Raw genomic sequence first — 20,097 nt, 5'->3', positions numbered from 1 at the left:
TACATATTTCTAAAGTGCTTTCTTGTTTTTTGTTCTTTTTCGTAAAATGAGATGAGATTTTCTATTTTAGAGTGTTCAATTTTTGCTTTTTATGATGATTTTTCTGATCCGTGCGCATGAATAAACTGTTTTTAGAGAACCGGTTTTTGGGGGGAAATGTGCTATTATCTATATTTCGTACGTTTTTTGCATGTTGCAATTTTAGATGATAACATTTTTTATTTTACAGTTAACTTATTGATTTATAGTGATAATTTATCATTTTTCATGTTAAAGGGGAGTTCTCACTATGGTAGGATTTTCTTATTTCAATTCTCTTTTTGTTGTATCAATCAAAATCAACCTTTGCACGTCACAAGGGGGATGAATTCGTGGATAAAAACAGGAAAAGCAAGGAGTAAAAATGTTTCTTATGAAGAGTCAGAATGCAAGATCTATCGCAAGATTGGGGGGTGGTAAAATAAGGATGCTGCTAGCGAGTTCCTTCATAAGTGTAAAGATGGTGGCACACAATGGCATCCTATAGATAGGTAATGTTTTTATTTGTTGTATGCAATAAGAGCAATGAACAGAACACGTATTTTTTCAGAGGATGAAGAAGGCTTGTAGGAGCGTTGTGATGAAAACATTTAAAAATCATTTCTTTTTTAATATTGTGTTCTTTGTACCAATACTAATGCTGATATTCATGATTAGCTTGCTTAGAAGAGACTATTTTCGTGGTGTGAAAGCGTTGCACTTTATTGATGTGGTGGATGGTAAAAACACATGAAATTTATAGATGCATTGGTCAGAACTTCGATCCAACTAAAGAGGCATCGGGAGAGGATACCGTCATTGAAGCAGATAAATCATTTGTGACATTGCAAATGCCAATGATCACTCCGGAAACGCTTGGACGAGAGATGTAAAAGCATCAACGGAAGGAGATGTTGTTCTATCATTCTATCTTAAATATGCGCAACGATTTATAAAGATCCACTTCTCACAGTGACTGGATTTATGAGTGTGAATTCACAAAGGTTCGTTTTTTTGGCTGGTTTTTCTGGAATACATTTCTTTGGTGCGTTAAGGCATCACTTTTAAGTGCATTTCTCAATTTAATAGATCTTTCTATGAGATGTAAACTATCAGTATAAATTTACACAAGCAGGGTTTTCTTGAGCAAGTTTTTCCGCTGGTCTTCGTTACCTTTTTTAATAAAGGATAATAGGTACTTTTATACAAAAGGTAGCATTTTTGCTGCCTTTTTATTTATGAAAATTTTTCTTATCTCATTAAGGTTCTTTTAGTGATTGATGAAAAAGGCACAATATGTAGCTTTTTGAGCTGTGATTGAAAATGCTCTGTAAGTGTGTTTGTTTTTTAGGGAGGAAGAGGAGCTCCATATTCAATTGTTTCTGGAGAGGTCTACGGCTGTTTTATCTGTGATCATTGTTGTTTTCTTAAACAGAGATATTGATAATTCCGCATTCACCATTTTCACTGCCAAAGGCAAGGTTGTGTCCAGTTTGATCCCAGTTTAGCGTTGAAATGGCGCTTTTCCCACAGTCTTTTAGAAGGACTTCTTTTCCATCGTGAAAATGCACGCACAAAATCATTCCGTCATTAAAGCCTATTGCTACAATGTCTTCACTTGGATGACATGAGACGGTATGAACAAGCGCATTTGCACGTGTGCCTAGTTCCAGTGGCGTTTTACCCATGGGGCCATCTTTGCTATGAAAGGGCCAGACAATGGCTGCTGAAGCGCCTGATGTTGCTAGCCATTTTCCTTTTGCACTCCAAGACCAGCTTTTGACTTTGCTTGGATAGCCGCTCATGCGTAAATGTTGTTGATCAACGAGGCGCCAGCCATGGAGGGCATTTTCTTGCATGGTAGAAATGACATAGCGGTTGTCTGGTGAGAAGGTGACATTAAAATGTGCCCCTTGCCATATCAGAGTGGTTGGAGGTGTTTGCGTTGAGAGCCAATGGAGGGTAACACCATTGTAATGGGCAACGGCAAGTCGTAAACCCTTTGGAGCAAATGCAAGACCTTCTACACTGCGTTCATGTGTTAACTCTTGTAGTCCTTGACCGACATCTGCCAATGTTAAACGTGGGGAGGAAAAGGCAAAAATCTTCCGTGGTCCAAAAGCAACGTTGTTTATCCATTTACCTTTCTGTTGTCCCAGTATTTTTGTCTGACCATCTGCGCTTGTTTGACAGGCTTTTCCGTCTTCTCCACCCGTGATAATCGCTGTGTTATCGGGGGAAAAATGGCTTGAAATGATTCCTGAATGCACTTCAACGACTTTCGGGATTGGGGTTAAAAAAACAATGAAACCTTCCACTGAAACGAAAGCGGGTTTGTTGTCGATAAAACCACAGGAGAGACAATAATTTTGAAGATTATAATGGGTTGTGCTTGGCATCGTTACTCGCTTATGCGCAATTTTCAAAACCAGTTTTAAGCTTTTCAGCATCAAGGGTACGGCCGATAAAAACAAGTCGGCTTTGCCGTTTTTCATCTTCACGCCATGGACGTTGATGCTGTCCTTCAAGAATCATGTGTATGCCTTGAATAACATATCGATCATCGTCTCCTTGAAAGGCAATAATTCCTTTTAAACGCAAAATATCAGGACCTTGTTGTTGCGTAATTTGTTGAATCCATGGAAAAAACTTTTCTGGTTGAAGAGCACCGGTTGTTAAACTTACAGAAGTAACTGTCATATCATGAATGGTGAATGCATGATGGTGTTGGTGATCATGATTGCAATCGGGGCCACAGATATGGTCTGTATGTTGAGGATCAAGAAAATGGGGATCGTTCTCTAAAACACGTTGGAGATCAAAGGAACCGAGATTGAGAAGTTTATCAAGGGGGATATTAGCACGCTCTGTTGTATAAATGACAGCCTGGGGATTAATCGCAAGAATAAGCGATTCAGCGTGTGCACGCTCTTGCGGAGTGACAAGATCAATCTTATTCAAAAGAATGACATCAGAAAAAGCAATTTGATCTTCAGCTTCACGGCTCTTTTTAAGTTGAGAGGGGAGGTGTTTTGCATCAACGACTGCTATAACACTATCAAGAGCGGTCTTTTCCTGTACAGTATCATCCATGAAAAAAGTTTGTGCAACGGGAATAGGATCAGCAAGTCCTGTTGTTTCTATAATGATCGCATCAAATCGGTGAGAGCGTTGTATGAGGCTTTCCAGAATACGAATAAGATCACCACGCACGGTACAGCAAACACAGCCATTATTCATTTCATAAATTTCTTCATCCGATGCAACGATAAGATCATTATCAATGCCAATTTCACCAAATTCATTGACGATAACTGCATAACGTTTGCCATGATTTTCACTGAGGATGCGATTGAGAAGAGTGGTTTTTCCGGAGCCAAGATAGCCTGTGAGAACTGTAACGGGAATTTTATGGGGCATATTTTGTTTCTTTTCCATAGAAGACGCCTTTTATTGTAAGGTGCTTATTTGAAATTGATTGATATCATCGAGCAAATCTCGGAGCCCACGAAGCACGTGAGAGAAAATTGCTTCACCTGCTTGTGCTGTTGCTTTTCTTGCATTTCCTGCTGCTCCGTGTTTATTAAGATCACGCATTGTCCATCCAAAAGCATGAGGGCCATAAGCGCGTAAATATCGATAATTGGCAATCATATCAGCCTGCTTATTATGAAAATTTTTTGCCTTCTCCATATGCACTTTTTCTGGTGCTAAATAAAGCATTAAAGAGGTTTCTATGAAACCTCCATGGATATCAAGATGTTGTTGAGAGGGCGCTATTAAACCTTGCGGTATTCCAAAACGACTCCAACTTGTTGCGATGGCAAGCATTGAAAAACGTCTGCGTAATTCAGTGATAACAATGCTCATTAAAGGTGCATTGCCTCCGTGCGCATTGAGAAGAAGAAAACGCTTAATGCCTTTACGATAGCAGTTCTCACCAATCTTTATCCACCGCTCGATAGCGTCAGAAAAGCTGAGTGTTTGTGTGCCTGTCACATCCATATGTTCAATGGAATAGCCAATTTTTTCAACCGGTAAGAGCATGATATCAAATGGCTTTTTTGTTTGTAAGGTGAGTGCTTTTGCAAAAGCTTCAGCAATAATCCAGTCGGTTTCAAAGGGGAGATGTTGTCCGTGATATTCGTGTGCGCCCAAGGGTAAAAGAGCAAGAAAAGGCGTATCGGATACCATAAATTTATTGTCCAAAAGAGAAGCCAAAAGATAAAATGATCAAAAATGGTGTGATTACTCTCTTTAATTTTAATCTATCTGTAGAAAAAACGCAAACAAGAGTGTTGCCATGCATTAAAGAAAGAGAATAGAAAACAGCACTTTGTTACAAACAGTGAATACTGTTGAAAAAATATTTCTGTTTTTGATGGAGTATCGCTTTATGGCTATTGGAAAGTAATGAATATTTCGTGAAAATTTTCGACAAAGCACCTGTGTTCGAAAAGCTAAGATTTCAGGATGATGAGTCTGACTGTTACGTAACAAGCGAGCACCACCATCCTCTTTGCTAGCTGCTAATGTTGCAAAAGTCTTTGCTATTTAGGCGATTCATAAGAGGCATTTTTACTCTTTTCTTTAGGAATTTTTACCCACACGCCAACCTTACTTGTGATGTGCAAGCAAGTGATTTTAATTGATTGAATATAAGAGGGGTTGAGATGAGAAAATCTTATAATATTCAGGGGGGGGGATGTTTCAATATGAAAATGGTTAATTATCATTATAAATTAATATATTATTGTAATTTGGAATAGGTTTTACTTTTTGTTGTTTCAGAACGCAAATTTAAGTTATTTACCAAGAGCCTTTTACGATAGTAAGTACGATGATAGGTAGCGTTCTACTTTACCTCCGATTATATGGTCTAGAATGATTTCCACTCTCTTATAGGGATATCGGTTGTTTATGCCAGATGAGAGTAAGCATATTGCATATATCTGTTTACGTAATCTCTGAAATGAGACAACGGCCTCATTTAGGGAGAACATAAAAATTTAAAGGTAGAAAACAGCTTCCATCTTTACCATCATTTTTGCGTTCAGTTTTATGGCTTTCAAAAGCATTTAGAGCTATATCTTTGCGATGATGAAGATTACGCATTGCCTCATGCTGTTGTTTGTTTCGTTCTTTAATGGGATTACACCCTTCATGCAAAACAGAACGCCATTGTGTTGCACTTTCACGGACTTTTTTAAGAAACCTTTCTTAAGGTACCTAAGCCTATTTCACGATGGCACCCGTGGAGAGTATACCGATTGATATCTGTTGGATGATTGTAGCGTAAAATTCACCGAATACCACCATTTTTACGTTTAAAGGAGCAAGTTGCACCACCATTCTTTGTATTAGCCGCCAATATTGCGATAGCTTTTGCATTCAGACTCTTCATAAGAGGCATTTTATTCTTTTCTTTAGAGTTTTTATTTACATGTTTATTCCATTTTTAATGAAGGGGATGGCTTTGTTTGCTTCAATATCAACAGCATTGAAATGAGAGGCTCTTACGGTATTTGTAACTTTTCTTTAACGTTGAGCGATGGATTATCATTATAAATCAATATGCTGTCTCATATAGAAGGGCAGTTCTCCTCTTGGAGGAAGAGAGTCGTAATGTGCGGCCGTTGATGCAAAAAAAAGAAGTGATGATAAGACTCATATTTTAAACCACAATTTTGCGAATGTGCTTTATAACATTTTATGTGTCATGCATGAAAATGGTATGATATTTTTTGATCAATACGACTTGTAAAAATATCCTTATAATTGATGAGAGAAAAATTGAATGGATGGCGCGAATGGGAAGAGTTATTCAGGGAAGTTTTGTGAACGTTATGGGGTGGAGAAGTCCTTGCGTGTTTACGCAAAGCTACAGGGATTTTAAAGATTAAGACGAATATATATTGGAGTTTTTTAGGGTAGTTATTAAGAGAGAAAATCGATTGGCTCTTTTATAAAGAAGAAGATATTTTAATTGGAGATCGAAGGAGGTTTACCATTTTGTTCGTGTTACAGTGACCAGAATGGGAATAAAGAGCGCTGGTAGAAGAAAATGGAGATAAAGGGTCGTATTTTTTGCTCTTTGCATTTATTAACAGTCTTCATTGCTTTATTATAAGGATATTTTTTGATTTATATCCCAAACGACTTGATGCGTGTTTTCTTTTTCTCTTGTAGAAAAACAAATTTTTTGAAAGTTTTTGATGCTGTTATACAGCGGGGCAAGAGTATTTATTAAAGGGTGCTGAAGATTTTGCGTAAAATAACAAAAGAGTATTTGTTTTTATTTGGCTATAAATTTAAAAAAAGTAATAACTGTCTCTCTTTAATGGTTTAGTAGTATCTTTTTCATGATGTATTGATTTTTAAAAGAGCGTTCTTTATTTGATAAATTGTTTTTTATTTTAAAAATTTTAATAATGTATTTTGTATATTTACATGGAATACATAATGTATTATAATTTACTCTATATCGTAATCATTAAAAGGAATTTTTAGTTTTATAAGAATATTTTTTACTTTATTCAGTGAAGAAAAAAGAGGAGCAAAGAAAGCTGTATTTAAAGTAGTTAAAATTCGCATGTGTTTGTACATTCTAACGGTGTTTATGCTTTGTTTTGTACAAACTGTAGAAAGTTATGCGAACGGTATGAAAGCGTGGTTTCAAGAAGGAGCGCCTGTTGCTGCGAGAGCAGCAACAGGAAAAGATAGAGTTATTGGGGCTATAGATATGGCTGTTATTCGCGATACGGAAGGGCAAGATGGATTTGCTTTTGGAAAAACTGAAAATGTCTCTTTATTTAAAGCATTTTGGGGTGGTATGGGTTTTATATTATGTTTGTCTTCTTTGCTCGCTGGGGATCTCATTGGTGTTGTGGTGTCCATTATAGGATTGCTTTTTTTATCTTATAAGTGTTTTTGTTAATCTCATCGAAATTTCTTTCTTTCATGGATGTATTTTATTGATCATCATTGGAGAAAAATATCTTCGCAAAAGCATTTGTGCTGTTGTAAAATTGTCTCATGCTTTTGTTTGTCGCGTTCTTTAATGGGGTTGCGACCCTCATGTAAAACGAAATGCCATTGTTGTTGCACATTCACACGCTTTTTTAAAAGAGACATTTCTTAAAGCATCCAAGTCCATTTCACGACGCTGCTCGTGGATGGTATATCGATAAATCTATTGCGCACCACCATCTTTATGCTTGTGAAGGTACAAGCCAGCATCATCATACCCTTTACTGGCCCCAATGTTGTGACAGCCTTTGCTATTTAGACGATTCATAAGAGGCATTTTTCTCCTTTCTTTAGCGTTTTTATTTACACGCTAATCCCACTTGTGATGTGTAAGGAGATGGTTTTGATTGATTCAACATGAGCAGATTTGCAATGAGAGAATCTTAGGATATTTGAGCCTCGCATTCTCCATGTAAAAGATAAATTATCTTTATAAATCAATCTATTGCTGTGAATAGAGAGGTGAAAAATAGAGGGCGTTTTGTTTATGCACGCGTAAAGGGGATACAATGATTCAGGAGTTTTTTAAAAAAGTATAACCTGCTATTTTGCAAGATTATCGCTGTTTTATAAGTAAAAAGGGGATAAAAGTTTATTTATATACTTGTAGAAGAAAAGCAATTCAGTAATAGATCTTGTTTTGCGCGAAGACGTGCAATCCATTGGTCCTCACGAATAGCAGTGTTATGGACTGTAATGAGTTCGTCTTTTTTTATTTCAGCTGTTACCGTTGCTTTTTCCAAAAGACCACAAGGAATCGCGTGATGAGCGCGTGCTTGTGCACTGTTCATGATCCAAGCACGATAGGTGTAAAGACCAATAAAATCTAACTGATCACCAGGGTGTAAATCTTTTTTAGCGACAGCACAAACTTCTGCTACTGGAGTGCTAAGGGGTACCATGTCTTTTTTTCCATAAAGCATAACACGTGCGCATGTGAGGGGAACTTCCATTGCTGTTAAATGATAGGGACGATGAAAGGTAAAGTAAGGTCCTTGACCAATTTTTAAGTCCTCCATACGTTCGCGTAGACGGGGATGCGCTATTTCTGCAATGACAAAAACACCTGGAGATACGCCTTGACCTGTTGAATAATCGACAACACCATAATTGTTTAAAATACCTCCATCCTGTTTTGGAATAAGCACTTTGCTTAAATCCTGGAGTGCTGCTTGTGGACCATGCATTCCTGGGCAATCAGGGAGAAGCCCCGTTGCATTGGCAATGGCGGCCATTTCAACCATTGTTTTAGAACCTTCTATAAACTCAACCAACATGCGTACATTCATATTGCGTCGTGCTGCTTCTTCTTCATAAGCATCAGGTGTTGCATCAAAAATAAGCGGATTGTTTTTACCTTTACCGGCTGCAACAATTTTGTGCCCAAGAGCTGAAACAAATTCAATGAGCTCCATACAAGATGTTGGTTCATCACCGGCACCAAGTGTATAGACAAGACCTCGTTTTTCTGCTTCATGTTTGAGATAAGCGCCAATTGTAACATCTGTTTCAACATTCATTGTGACAAGATGTTTATTGTTTTCAAGTGCTTTGAGGCCAATTTCGGCACCAGCTTCAGGATAGCCTGTTGCATCAACGATAATATCGATTTGTTCATGACGTAAAATAAGATTAATATCATCTGTGGCGGCAATGAAACCCTTTTCAATGGCTTGCGTTAAGGCATTGGCATTTTCAATTTCGCGCGCATGGCCTTCTTCTCCATAGGCTAACAGAGCGGCATCAAAAATACGTGATGGTTTTCTGGTGGCAACAGCTGCAATTGTTATGCCATCCATATGGGCAACGCTTGAGAGCAAATCTGTTCCCATTTCGCCGCAGCCAATCAATCCAATGCGGATAGGGGGATGATTTTCTGCACGCTGTTTTAAATCACGTGCTAAACCTGTTAGGCTGACATTGCTCGCCATTATTTTTTCCTATTTAAAAATTATTTTGTCCAAAAATACTTTTTTCTCATAAAACATGATTGCTCTTTAGACCGTTAACCTTTTATTCTTGATGCTCTAATCAATGGATTCTATAAAAGCAAGAGGGTGTATTGGCTTTTGTTAAATAAAACAGGAATGGTGTTATGCAACGAAAAATAGCAGTACAAGATGTCGCAAATTTTATAGGGAAAGAGGTAGGTTTGTCGCAGTGGCGTCTTGTTACGCAGGATATGATTAACCAATTTGCATGTGCAACAGATGATCATCAATGGATTCATGTTGATGAGGAAAGAGCTAAAAAAACCCCTTTTGGTGGCACTATTGCGCATGGTTTTTTAACATTATCGCTTTTGTCTACACTCGCTTATGAAGCTCTTCCAGAGTTGGAAGGGGCTGCAATGGGGATTAATTATGGTTTTGATAAAGTGCGCTTTATGAGTCCTGTGAAAACAGGTGTGCGGGTGCGTGCACGTTTTGTTTTAAACGATGCGGAAATTCGTCCTTCTGGTCGCGTTGTTTTTCACTATGGCGTAACGGTAGAAATTGAACAGTTAAAAAAACCTGCTCTTACCGCTCAGTGGCTTATCATTGCTATGGTTGGTGAAAAATATGCAAATTTCTAAATTGTTTTAATGCTTTGTTTTATCAAGTTTTTGTACAATTTTATCAGAAGACCATTGGGTTATGACATTGAGAATAATCAAAAGAATGATAACACTTGTCATGATGGGGGTGTTATAACGTTGATAGCCATAGCGGATTGCCATATCACCTAAACCACCTCCACCAAGATATCCAGCCAGTGAAGTGGCGCCAATAAGAGAAATAATCATAACCGTACGACCCGTTATCAGGCTAGGGAGTGCTTCGGGAATAAGAACATGCCTATTTCTAAATTGTTTTAATGCTTTGTTTTATCAAGTTTTTGTACAATTTTATCAGAAGACCATTGAGTTATGACATTGAGAATAATCAAAAGAATGATAACACTTGTCATGATGGGGGTGTTATAACGTTGATAGCCATAGCGGATTGCCATATCACCTAAACCACCTCCGCCAAGATATCCAGCAAGTGAAGTGGCACCAATAAGAGAAATAATCATGACGGTAAAACCCGTGATCAGGCTAGGGAGTGCTTCAGGAATAAGAACATGCCTAATAATTTGAAGACGACTTGCCCCCATAGAGCGGACCGCTTCAATGAGACCATTCTCAACTGTTTTAAACGAGAGTTCTGCCATTCTTGCATAAAAAGGAATCGCTGAAATGGTCAATACAAAGATGACAGCAGGCATGCCCACACCTCTTCCTACAACGATACGCGTGAGGGGGAGAAGGTAAAATGCAAGAATAATAAACGGAATGGCACGAAGGCTATCAATGATAATACTCAAAGGGCGATTGATGAGACCGCAAGCAAAAATTCCTCCACGTGCTGTTGTATAAAGCACAAGACCAAGGGGAAGCCCGATAATGAGGGCCATAAAAGAAGTGCTTATTGTCATCACTATCGTATCAGAAATGGCTCTGAAAAGTTCATGAGAGAGAATATTAAACATAACCTAAAACCTCGCAATATCGCCCTTTTTCAGTTAACCATTTAACAGCTTTTTCTAATGCTTCTTTATCTTGGCTTGGAAGACCTAAGAATAAACGACCGATGGTTTCTCCTTGAACTGTATCAATGCCACCATGTAGAATACGCGCTCTTAAACCGATTGCATCTTCTAGGAGATGGAGAAAAGGTTGTTGGGCAATTTCACCGGCAATATTAATTTCAATGACAGCTTCTTGACCGACCGGTTTAAGATTTTTTGCAAATTTTTCAGGCAGTTGTGGAGTAACAAGTTTGAGCATGGCAATGGTTGTCTCTTCTTGTGGTGATGTGAAAATATCTTTCACACGTCCTTCTTCCACAATGCGTCCTTGATTGAGGACAATAACACGATGGGCAATCGTGCGCACAACTTCCATTTCGTGGGTAATAAGCACAATGGTGAGATTGAGGCGGTTATTGATATCAGCAAGAAGTTCTAGAATGGATTGTGTTGTTTCAGGATCAAGAGCAGAGGTTGCTTCATCTGATAATAATATTTTAGGATTAGCGGCGAGGGAGCGTGCAATACCAACACGCTGCTTCTGTCCCCCTGAAAGTTCCACGGGATAACAGTATTCTTTACCACATAATCCTACGAGTTCAATAAGTTCAAGAGCGCGTTTATGGCGCTGTTTTTTGTTTATACCTTTCAATTTAAGGGGTAATGCAATGTTATCAAGAATATTTTGTGATGACAAAAGATTGAAATGTTGAAAAATCATGCCAATACGTTGACGGTAAGGCGCCCATTGTGTCTCTGTCAAATTTGAAACGTTGGTTCCTTCAAAGAAGATATCTCCTGTATCAATTTTCTCTAAGCCATTTAAACAACGAATAAGTGTGGACTTTCCTGCTCCGCTGCGCCCGATAATACCAAGGATTTCGCCGGCATGGATGTCCAGAGATAAATTATCAATTGCTGGAAAACCAGCCGTTTTGTTATAGCAACGGCTGATGTTTTTTAAAGAGATCAGAGCGGATTTTTCCATTCAATACTTACCAAGCTATTGGGTAAAATTACCAGGATATTTGGCAGAATTACCAAGATGTTTGCGCGGCTGGTCCAAAAATTTCTTTGATTTTTGCACGAACAGGCTCACTATTGTAAGCAGCAACCAATTTTTTGACCCATGGCTCATCTTTTTCGGCTGTTCGCACGACAATGATATTATTGTAAGGGTTATTTTCTGCTTTTTCCCATGCAATCGCATCTTTTTCTAAATTTAATCCAGAGACCAACGCCCAGTTTGTGTTGATAACCGCAATATCAAAATCATTGAGCGCTCTCCCTAACATACCGGCATCTAATTCACGAATTTGCAAGTTTTTAGGGTTTTCAACAATATCAAGTGGTGTTGCAAGAATATCATGGGGATCTTTTAACTTAATAAGACCTAGAGAATTGAGAAGAAGTAAAGCTCTTCCACCATTTGATGGGTCGTTAGGAATGCCAACCTGTGCTCCATCATGGAGTTCTTTTAACTGTTTTATTTTGTGGGAATAGACACCAATTGGGGCAATGAATGTATATCCAACAACTGAAAGTTTATAACCACGCTGTTCAATCTGATTATTCAGATAAGGTGTGTGTTGAAAAGCATTGGCATCAATATCGCCTGCATTGACCGCATCATTTGGCAGGGCGTAATCGGAAAAATAAACAAGTTCAATCTCTAAACCTGCTTTTTTCGCTTGTTCGGCAGCAACTTTCCAAACAGTTGCTTCATGTCCTTCCATAACACCAAGTTTGATTTTTGATTTGTCTGCTGCCATGGAAAAGCTTGGAGACAAAAAGAATGTAAAGAGCGAAAGGAGTAATCCAAGTATGATTTTCCAAGAGAATTGCTTTAATGTCATGTGCTTTTTCCTTTCTTTCCAAGCTTTTTTGAGGAAAGTTTTAATATACTACACTTTTATAGAGATGTGAGACTATAAAAGCTTTATAGAATATTCAATTACTTTTATGCAAAAGAGAATATTATTTTTTCTCTACTGTAAGTATTTTTGCAAAAACACATCGTTTGTTGGATACTTTTCTCTCAAATTTAGGCAATAAATTTTTGCCTCTTCATCATTTTTCAAGGAACCAATGACGTTTTCAAAACTTCTTTATATGAATGATTGGCTGAAAAGCTAAGCAATAAGATAACGTTTTGGCGGTAAATCCACGAGAAGAATGGAGAAACTTGCACCATCAAAATAAGAGCTCCAAGACAAAAGCCCGTGTGTAGAAAGCGGTAGGGGATGAGGTAAGAGAGCTTTTCTCAAAATGGGTGGGTCTTTAAGAGACCAAGAATGAATATCCACTTGAATGAAATACGGCAAATTATTTGGGAAGGTCAATATTTTGCCTTTTATATTTTGGAGAGGAAAAAAGAATGTTAAAAAAGAAATTTTTATTAACCACAATGCGTTTAGTGTCTTGTGGACGTGTATTGCCTTTTGGACGTTTATTGCCCCTTGGTGGGGTTTTATTCGCTTTGACTGGGGTAGAGATGGCAATGGCCGCTCCTCATGCTGCTATGGGAACCGTTGCTCGTGTCGCAACAGGGCAGGTGGTTTTACGCGCAGGTCCAGCGACAACTTATAAAGCCATCGCAACTATTCCAATGGGAGCAAAAGTGCAGATTAATGGGTGTCTATCTAATAAAACTTGGTGTTCTCTTGGTTATAGTGGAAGAGTTGGTTGGGCATCTGCGCGCTATATCAACGTCAACGATGTTCCTGTGATTTCTTTTACAAAGATGCATACAAAACCAGATTCTATGGTAAAGGCACAAAAGAAAGAAGAAAAGCGGGCAGTTTCGGAGGTAAAAACTCTTACGCTGCCTCAGAAAATACGCAAAAATGTGCAACAATTGTACCACAGAACAGATGTGATACTTGATCCCACAGGTGTCAAAAAAAGGGATGAACGAACAATTTTGAATCCATCACCAACAGCACAGGGTGTATCAGTAAAGCATGTGAACGCGTATAACCCTTTTTTCCCAGATGACATCAATTTCAAAAATTTTGAACGCAATGAAACGCGTTATCGTATTGTAACTTATCCTGCACCACAAAGATAAAGCAAGTTCAACAATTTTTGAGATGAGAGAAAAACATAACAGCATGAAGTATTTTCACTTCATGCTGCTTTGTTTAGGCTGCTGATTTGGGTTTTATCAAATTACGAAAAATAAGTAATTCAGCAATTTGAATTGCATTGAGTGTTACTCCCTTTCTTAGATTGTCGGCAACAACCCAGAACGCTAAACCATTTTCAACAGTAATATCTTCTTCAAAAATTTTGAACACAATGAAACACGTTATCGTATTGTAACTTATTCTGCTAAACAGAGATAAAGCAAATCTAACGTTTCTTGAGATGAGAGAAAAATATAACAGCATGAAGTATTTTCGCTTCATGCTGCTTTGTTTAGGCTGCTGATTTGGGTTTTATCAAATTACGAAAAATAAGTAATTCAGCAATTTGAATTGCATTGAGTGCTGCTCCCTTCCTTAGATTGTCGGCGACAACCCAGAAAGCTAAACCATTTTCAACGGTAATATCTTCACGAATACGGCTAATAAAGGTATCATCTTCACCAGTGCCTTCATAGGGTGTCGTATAACCACCATCTTCATGTTTATCAATAACTTGGCAACCAGGCGCATCGCGGAGAAGCGCTTGTGCTTCATGGGCGCTAAGCGGTTTTTCAAATTCAACATGGACAGCTTCAGCATGACCAATAAAGACAGGAACACGAACAGCAGTTGCTGTTAATTTGATTTTAGGGTCAAGAATTTTTTTCGTCTCAACCGTCATTTTCCATTCTTCTTTTGTATAACCATCTTCCATGAAAACATCGATATGGGGAATGACATTAAAGGCAATACGTTTGGTGAATTTTTTTGATGTGATGGGATCTGCAACAAAAACTGCTCGTGATTGTTCGAAGAGTTCATCCATTCCTTCTTTACCAGCGCCAGAAACGGATTGATAAGTGGATACAACAACACGTTTGATGATTGCTGCGTCGTGGAGAGGTTTTAATGCCAAGACAAGTTGAATTGTTGAACAATTGGGATTGGCGATAATATTGCGTTTGGAAAATGCATCAATAGCTTGTGCATTTACTTCAGGCACAATTAATGGGACGTTGGTATCATAGCGCCAAGTGGATGAATTATCGATGACCACACATCCGGCCGCAGCAATTTTAGGAGCATATTCTTTAGAAATACTTCCGCCTGCAGACATAAGGCAAAGATCTGTATCAGAAAAATCATAACTATCAAGTGCTTTTACTTTTAAAGTTTTATCACCATAAGAAACATCTTGGCCTAATGAACGCCGTGATGCCAAAGGAACAATTTCATGAGCAGGAAAACCACGCTCTTCTAGAATTGTAAGCATTTCACGACCAACATTTCCAGTTGCGCCAACAATTGCAACTTTAAAACTCATTTTTCCATACTCCTGTCCTTCTCCATCTTTCCTTAGGCAACCCTTATGAGACAGCGAGTTGTCCAGGAATATTAAAGCATATTGTTGGTTTCAAAAGTCTCACTTTCGTATACACTCATTTTTGTCTATAAGTAATACGGAGTTGATTGATTTTTTCATTTGTTATTCTGTTGGTTGTTAAGGGTTCAAAAAGCTTGAATATTTTACGTTAAGCCATATGAATATTTCCTCAACAGCGCTTCAATCTAGAGAAGTGCTTATCTCCTGTCAATTGTTTCTCTTGCGATGGTTGCATTTTACAATGTATAATGATTGTATCATGCATTGTATTGCTAAAGTTTTTCTCGTTTATTCATTCCGTGCTCGTTCGTAGAGCACTATGAAAGGAACAGTGCTTTTTTAGTATCGTTTCCGCTTTTTACTTTGTAATTTTCATTTAATCGTTTCAGTAATGATTACGCATTGTCTCACGCTTTTGTTTCTCACGTTCTTTAATAGGGTCACGACCCTCATGCAAAACAGAACGCCCCCTCACAAAGAACAAAATGCCTTTGGGTTGCACATTCACGCGCTTGTTTTAAAAAGACATCTCTTAAAGTCCTCAAGCCCATTTCATGACGCCGCTCGTGAATGGTATAGTGTAAAAGCCACTGAGCACCACCATCTTTATGCTTATGAAGGTACAAGCCGGTACTATCATACGCTTTTCCAGCCCCCAATGTTGCGACAGCTCTTGGTATTGAGACGATTCATTAAAGGCATTTTGCTCTTTTCTTTAGAGTTTTCTATCCACGTGACAGCCCCGCTTATGACGTGCAGAAACATCGTTTTGATTGATTGAATATAAGAGGATTTGAGATGAGAGAATCTTATAATATTGGGGGACTCATTTAACAGGTAAAACAGTAAATTATCTTTATAAATCAACATTCTATAAATTATAAAAGCGTTTATTTAAGAAAGATTCACTAAAATTATAAAAAATATAGTTCTTTTACATTAGATCAGAAACCAATCGCAAGATTGCTTTTTGTTTTTCGGGTTTGAGGACTCTGAAAGTTTTTAAAAGCTGATATTCGTCTTTGCTGGTTATTTTTTCATCATGGTGGTATGTGCTATCTTCTTTTTTTGTTGCGATATCCGCATAAAAGAAGGAAATGGGAACCTCCAAGATATGAGCAATTTCTTGTAGACGTCCTGCGCCCACGCGATTCAAGCCTTTTTCATATTTTTGGATTTGTTGAAATGTTACACCTAAATGCTTGCCTAATTGTTTTTGAGAAAGCCCCATGATGCTTCTTCTAAAGCGAATTTTTTTGCCTATAGAAATATCATTAAAACGTGGATTTTTCGTTTGCACTTCATCCCCCACCGGCTGCGAGCGCCCTCGCATTTGTATTCCGGGGTCTGGAAGCACTGAACTCAAACAGCTTCTTGCTTTTAGTGCTTAGAGCACTTGGACATAACAAGAACCCCCGGAATCCCGGGATACCCGCTAAACGGGTTCATTTTTCGCGTTTGAGTTTTTCAGGCTTCCAGGCCCTATTGATCGCTGCGTATACGACCAAAACCACTGATTTAACTCATAGGGCAATTTCTTGAGATCGTCAATCACAATGAAGGCAAGCACAATGAAGGCAAGCACAATGAAGGCAAGTTTGCTTGTTGGTCTTTCTCACATTAAAGTGCAATCGTCGTAACGCAGGTTCGCTCTTTTGAAGGGATTTTGGTCAATTGTTCTTCATGCTTTTTTTGATGAGAAATGATTGGCAAAAACAAGTCGACTATTGCACCTTTAAAAATATTACGGGGTGACAATATGGGTAAAAAAAGCCATTGCTGCTTTGATTTTGTTTGCTAACGGTTTTTCTATCAATTTAATCTCTTTTTGAGTGATAAATTGATTTTCTGTGGGTATCAATGTTATTGATTATATTCTAAATTTTAATTCCCATGCGTTTCTTATGCTCTCTTTTGGTTAAGAGGATTTTTTTGTACTCACAGGAAAAAACTTTCCTATGAGGCGTTAATATGTTGCTTGTGAAACCATCTAGAGCAGATGAGACGTTGGGCGTTGGTAAAGAGAATGCTGCTATTAGGGTATCCCTAAATTGCTTCTCTAGCCAAATGACTTTTTTAGAATGCGCGAAGAGTGAGACAAGGACGTTAAAAAAAGAATTCAGCTTGATGAAGCAATCAATGATAACAGATCACTATAAAAAGCTTCTTTATTTTTTATAGGTTGCTTTTTCATTATCCTGTAAAGGGCGCGCTTCTGAGGCAAGCATAATGGGAATGCCATCACGAATAGGATAGGCAAGATTTGCTTTGAGTGAAATTAATTCTTGTGCTTCTCTGTCTAAAGAGAGTGTTCCGCCTGTGATTGGGCAAACCAGTAATTCGAGCATTTTAGGGTCGGTGATCATTTTTTTCATGTTTTCGCATTCATTAGTTTAAATGGTATTGAGTCCCTGTTTGTTTCATAAGGGAGCGTTCTGTTAAAGCAAGAAGAGTTTGAGCGCGAATGTCAATATCTGGAGCCTCCAATAGAGCTTGCTTTTCTGCCGGTGTAAAGGGGATGAGGGCTGAAAAAGCATTAACTAAGAGAGGTGTGGGGGCTTGCATGATACTGTTCCAATTATATTCTATTTCATGGATGGTAAGATATTTTTCAACGATGTCGAGGAGGCTTTCTCGGTTAATATTTTCTGTAATATTGGGCTCTTCTAAATCTTGTATGTTTGGTTGGATAAGAGCAGTTCGATAAGGGGTTGCACTCATCAATTCTTGTTCTAAGGTAAAGCGACAAACCCCTTGTAATATAATGAAAAGATGCCCGTTCCCCATTTCATTGTAGTTGGTAATACGCCCTATACAGCCTATTTTGTAAAGTGGTGTGGAGAAATGGTCTGTCTCAGATGGGAGCGGCTGAATGATTCCTAATAAACGATTGGAGACCATAATATTTTCAACCATCTCAAGCATCTCTGGTTCAAAAATATTGAGTGATAAAAAACCACCTGGTAGTAAAAGTGCTCCTTCTAAAGGAAAAAGAGCAATTTGCTTTGGTAGATCATTTTCGTCGTTGTAATGGACATTGCCCGCTTTCATAAGTATCTTATAACCCTTGTTGTTGAAGTTTGGTATGTCAATAGCTGCAATTTATGACACTATTGAGAGACAAAAAATTAAGAGAGAAAAAAAACAATCCCTTATGCGTTAAAATGATGATTAAACATTCAAAATCTTTACTCTTAAAAGATATGAAACTCCATTGTGAGGGTTACAGTTGCGTAAAAGAGGGTATTGTTTTGCAATCCTTTTGAATGCTTGATATTTTGCACTTTTTCAAGCTCTATCTTTATTGACAGCCCTTATGTAATTCATCTCCTTACTTTCTTAAAGAGCGGCCATCTACTTTTCATAATATTCAAAAGACTGTTTTCGTGATCAATGGTTGTTTTCAGGTTGTTATTACGGATATGAAAAAAAGTGATATCCTAATTTGTTGAATGAAGAACTGTTTCCAATTGACAACCTTTACAGTGTGCTTTTGCAACCATTATAAATCTTTTAAAACAATCTATGCAAGTTAAAAAATGAGGCTAAGCCCATCACTTTCCTGATGACAGTGTAACAAAGATAGGTTATAGGTAGAAATATGTCAGAAAGAACATTGTCGTTTCTTTCATTCTTTTGCGGGAGAGTGCAGACTGCAAACTTTCGCACCTGCCGCCGAAGGGGAAAACAGCCCATAATCTCTCAGGCTCTAGGACCGTAAAAGAACTAAGGCAAATCTGGAAAGTCGGGAAGACCCGCGCCGAAGGTGTAAGCGAAAGGTCTTTTCGCGAGTCTCTCAGGTTCGTAACAGAAGGGTGCGGAGGCGGCCATATTGTGTGGGCGTTAAGTGCGACTTTGGAGATATTATGGGTACATCACAAGAATTTGAAACATCTTCTTTAAAAATGCTTCCTTTACATCAATTGCACGAAGAGGCAGAAGCAAAATTTGGTGCTTTTGCTGGTTGGAAAATGCCTTTAACTTATCCTCTTGGGGTTATGAAAGAGCATCTCCACACACGTGCACATGCAGGGCTTTTTGATATTTCTCATATGAAATTAATTGCCGTTGAAGGACCACAAGCAGCGGAATTTTTATCCTATGCTTTTCCTATTAATGCTGCATTGTTAAAAATTGGTCAATCTCGTTATAATTATTTGCTCAATGAACAGGCTGGGATTCTTGATGATCTTATCATTACCCGTTTGGCAGAGGACCGTTTTATGCTGGTTGCTAATGCTGGAAATGCACAGGCTGATTTTGAAGAGCTTGAAAAGCGAGCGGTTGGTTTTGACTGTCAAGTTATTGCTCTTGAAAGAGTGCTGCTTGCTTTGCAAGGTCCAGAAGCAGCAGCGGTGATGGCGGATGCTGGGATGCCGGGTAATGAGTTGTTGTTTATGCAAGGATTCGAGCCACAACAAGATTGGTTTATAACGCGTTCCGGTTATACTGGAGAAGATGGTTTTGAAATTGCTCTTCCCATAGGGCACGCGCATGCATTGGCTGAAAAATTGCTGAGTGATTCTCGTGTAGAATGGGTTGGTCTTGCCGCACGCGACAGTCTTCGGTTGGAAGCTGGGTTATGCTTGCATGGTAATGATATTACACCTGATACAACGCCCATTGATGCAGCACTGACATGGGCTGTTCCTAAAAGTGTTCGAGAAAAAGCACAATTTTATGGGGCAAAGGCTTTTCTTGAAGCACTGGAGAGAGGGCCTACGCGGTGTCGTGTTGGATTAAAACCACAAACGCGTCAACCTGTTCGTGCTGGTGCGATGCTTTTCGATCATGAGGGCAAGCAGATTGGGGTGGTAACTTCAGGTGGTTTTGGTCCTTCTTTTGATGGGCCTGTAGCAATGGGTTACGTTCCTGTTGAGTGGAAAGTTGAGGGAACGGAAGTCTTTACAGAGCTACGTGGCAAAAAGATTGCATTGTCTGTTCATTCACTTCCTTTTGTTGAACAACGTTATTTTAAAGGATAAT

General features: G+C 38.5%; 17 protein-coding genes, 4 pseudogenes and 1 riboswitch. Of the genes and pseudogenes, 5 read left to right on the top strand and 16 right to left on the bottom strand.

Annotation, left to right across the window (positions count from 1 at the left end; all coding sequences use genetic code 11):
* The first annotated feature begins 755 nt into the window (after positions 1-755).
* Entirely contained in the window at positions 756-911 is a 156-nt protein-coding gene (locus LNM86_RS08065) for a hypothetical protein (protein WP_241437257.1), read from the top strand.
* 534 nt (positions 912-1,445) lie between these two features.
* Here the strand turns inward: LNM86_RS08065 and LNM86_RS08060 are convergent.
* The 4 genes from LNM86_RS08060 to LNM86_RS08045 all read right to left on the bottom strand — a co-directional run bounded on the left by LNM86_RS08060 (position 1,446) and on the right by LNM86_RS08045 (position 5,187).
* A complete protein-coding gene (locus tag LNM86_RS08060) occupies positions 1,446-2,417 on the bottom strand; it encodes a WD40 repeat domain-containing protein (RefSeq protein WP_241437256.1) in 972 nt (323 codons plus the stop codon).
* Between the two features lie 10 nt (positions 2,418-2,427).
* Complete coding sequence (locus tag LNM86_RS08055; RefSeq protein WP_241437255.1) at positions 2,428-3,456, bottom strand: CobW family GTP-binding protein; 1,029 nt, start codon at positions 3,454-3,456, stop codon at positions 2,428-2,430.
* Between the two features lie 12 nt (positions 3,457-3,468).
* Entirely contained in the window at positions 3,469-4,212 is a 744-nt protein-coding gene (locus tag LNM86_RS08050; protein ID WP_241438964.1) for a creatininase family protein, read from the bottom strand.
* Positions 4,213-5,004: 792 nt separating this feature from the next.
* On the bottom strand, positions 5,005-5,187 hold the full coding sequence (locus tag LNM86_RS08045; protein WP_241437254.1) for a hypothetical protein: 183 nt from the start codon (positions 5,185-5,187) through the stop codon (positions 5,005-5,007).
* 1,492 nt (positions 5,188-6,679) lie between these two features.
* Between LNM86_RS08045 and LNM86_RS08040 the strand changes: the two genes are divergently transcribed.
* The gene (locus LNM86_RS08040; RefSeq protein ID WP_241437253.1) at positions 6,680-6,955 is read left to right on the top strand and encodes a hypothetical protein; all 276 of its coding nucleotides are present in this window, start codon (positions 6,680-6,682) and stop codon (positions 6,953-6,955) included.
* 50 nt (positions 6,956-7,005) lie between these two features.
* Here LNM86_RS08040 and LNM86_RS08035 read toward each other — a convergent pair.
* Both LNM86_RS08035 and LNM86_RS08030 read right to left on the bottom strand, forming a co-directional pair.
* A pseudogene (locus LNM86_RS08035) lies at positions 7,006-7,324 on the bottom strand (integrase arm-type DNA-binding domain-containing protein); the annotation flags it as partial.
* A gap of 319 nt (positions 7,325-7,643) precedes the next feature.
* Complete coding sequence (locus LNM86_RS08030) at positions 7,644-8,978, bottom strand: NAD(P)H-dependent oxidoreductase (protein WP_241437252.1); 1,335 nt, start codon at positions 8,976-8,978, stop codon at positions 7,644-7,646.
* Positions 8,979-9,142: 164 nt separating this feature from the next.
* On the opposite strand from LNM86_RS08030, the gene LNM86_RS08025 reads away from it, so the two are divergent.
* Positions 9,143-9,622: a MaoC family dehydratase gene (locus LNM86_RS08025; RefSeq protein ID WP_241437251.1), complete on the top strand. Its 480-nt coding sequence runs from the start codon at positions 9,143-9,145 to the stop codon at positions 9,620-9,622.
* 6 nt (positions 9,623-9,628) lie between these two features.
* On the opposite strand, the pseudogene LNM86_RS08020 reads toward LNM86_RS08025, so the two are convergent.
* The 4 genes and pseudogenes from LNM86_RS08020 to LNM86_RS08005 form a co-directional block, all read right to left on the bottom strand.
* Positions 9,629-9,886: pseudogene (locus LNM86_RS08020) on the bottom strand (ABC transporter permease subunit); the annotation flags it as partial.
* 14 nt (positions 9,887-9,900) lie between these two features.
* Positions 9,901-10,560 carry a methionine ABC transporter permease gene (locus LNM86_RS08015; protein WP_241437250.1) on the bottom strand — a complete coding sequence of 220 codons (660 nt, stop codon included), beginning with the start codon at positions 10,558-10,560 and terminating at the stop codon, positions 9,901-9,903.
* A complete protein-coding gene (locus LNM86_RS08010) occupies positions 10,553-11,587 on the bottom strand; it encodes a methionine ABC transporter ATP-binding protein (protein WP_241437249.1) in 1,035 nt (344 codons plus the stop codon). The genes LNM86_RS08015 and LNM86_RS08010 overlap by 8 nt, the downstream gene beginning before the upstream one ends.
* Positions 11,588-11,636: 49 nt before the next feature.
* A complete protein-coding gene (locus tag LNM86_RS08005) occupies positions 11,637-12,455 on the bottom strand; it encodes a MetQ/NlpA family ABC transporter substrate-binding protein (protein ID WP_241437248.1) in 819 nt (272 codons plus the stop codon).
* A gap of 521 nt (positions 12,456-12,976) precedes the next feature.
* On the opposite strand from LNM86_RS08005, the gene LNM86_RS08000 reads away from it, so the two are divergent.
* Positions 12,977-13,669 (top strand): SH3 domain-containing protein, encoded by a 693-nt coding sequence (locus LNM86_RS08000; RefSeq protein ID WP_241437247.1) that lies wholly within the window; start codon positions 12,977-12,979, stop codon positions 13,667-13,669.
* Between the two features lie 73 nt (positions 13,670-13,742).
* On the opposite strand, the pseudogene LNM86_RS07995 reads toward LNM86_RS08000, so the two are convergent.
* The 6 genes and pseudogenes from LNM86_RS07995 to LNM86_RS07970 form a co-directional block, all read right to left on the bottom strand.
* A pseudogene (locus LNM86_RS07995) lies at positions 13,743-13,880 on the bottom strand (aspartate-semialdehyde dehydrogenase); the annotation flags it as partial.
* Between the two features lie 139 nt (positions 13,881-14,019).
* The gene (locus LNM86_RS07990; RefSeq protein WP_241437246.1) at positions 14,020-15,051 is read right to left on the bottom strand and encodes an aspartate-semialdehyde dehydrogenase; all 1,032 of its coding nucleotides are present in this window, start codon (positions 15,049-15,051) and stop codon (positions 14,020-14,022) included.
* A 448-nt stretch (positions 15,052-15,499) separates the two neighbouring features.
* Positions 15,500-15,813, bottom strand: a pseudogene (locus LNM86_RS07985) (integrase arm-type DNA-binding domain-containing protein); the annotation flags it as partial.
* Between the two features lie 232 nt (positions 15,814-16,045).
* Positions 16,046-16,444: a helix-turn-helix domain-containing protein gene (locus tag LNM86_RS07980; RefSeq protein WP_241438963.1), complete on the bottom strand. Its 399-nt coding sequence runs from the start codon at positions 16,442-16,444 to the stop codon at positions 16,046-16,048.
* A gap of 835 nt (positions 16,445-17,279) precedes the next feature.
* Positions 17,280-17,486, bottom strand: coding sequence for a Trm112 family protein (locus tag LNM86_RS07975; RefSeq protein WP_241437245.1), 207 nt, complete (start codon positions 17,484-17,486; stop codon positions 17,280-17,282).
* A gap of 13 nt (positions 17,487-17,499) precedes the next feature.
* On the bottom strand, positions 17,500-18,162 hold the full coding sequence (locus LNM86_RS07970; RefSeq protein WP_241437244.1) for an LON peptidase substrate-binding domain-containing protein: 663 nt from the start codon (positions 18,160-18,162) through the stop codon (positions 17,500-17,502).
* Between the two features lie 578 nt (positions 18,163-18,740).
* Positions 18,741-18,839: riboswitch (glycine riboswitch) on the top strand.
* Between the two features lie 138 nt (positions 18,840-18,977).
* Between LNM86_RS07970 and gcvT the strand changes: the two genes are divergently transcribed.
* Positions 18,978-20,096: a glycine cleavage system aminomethyltransferase GcvT gene (gcvT, locus tag LNM86_RS07965; protein ID WP_241437243.1), complete on the top strand. Its 1,119-nt coding sequence runs from the start codon at positions 18,978-18,980 to the stop codon at positions 20,094-20,096.
* Position 20,097 lies beyond the last annotated feature (1 nt).

Origin of the sequence: Bartonella machadoae (genome assembly GCF_022559585.1) — a bacterium.
GTDB lineage: Bacteria > Pseudomonadota > Alphaproteobacteria > Rhizobiales > Rhizobiaceae > Bartonella > Bartonella machadoae.
Note: the sequence above shows the minus strand (reverse complement) of the source record. Positions and strands in the feature narration are given on the sequence as shown.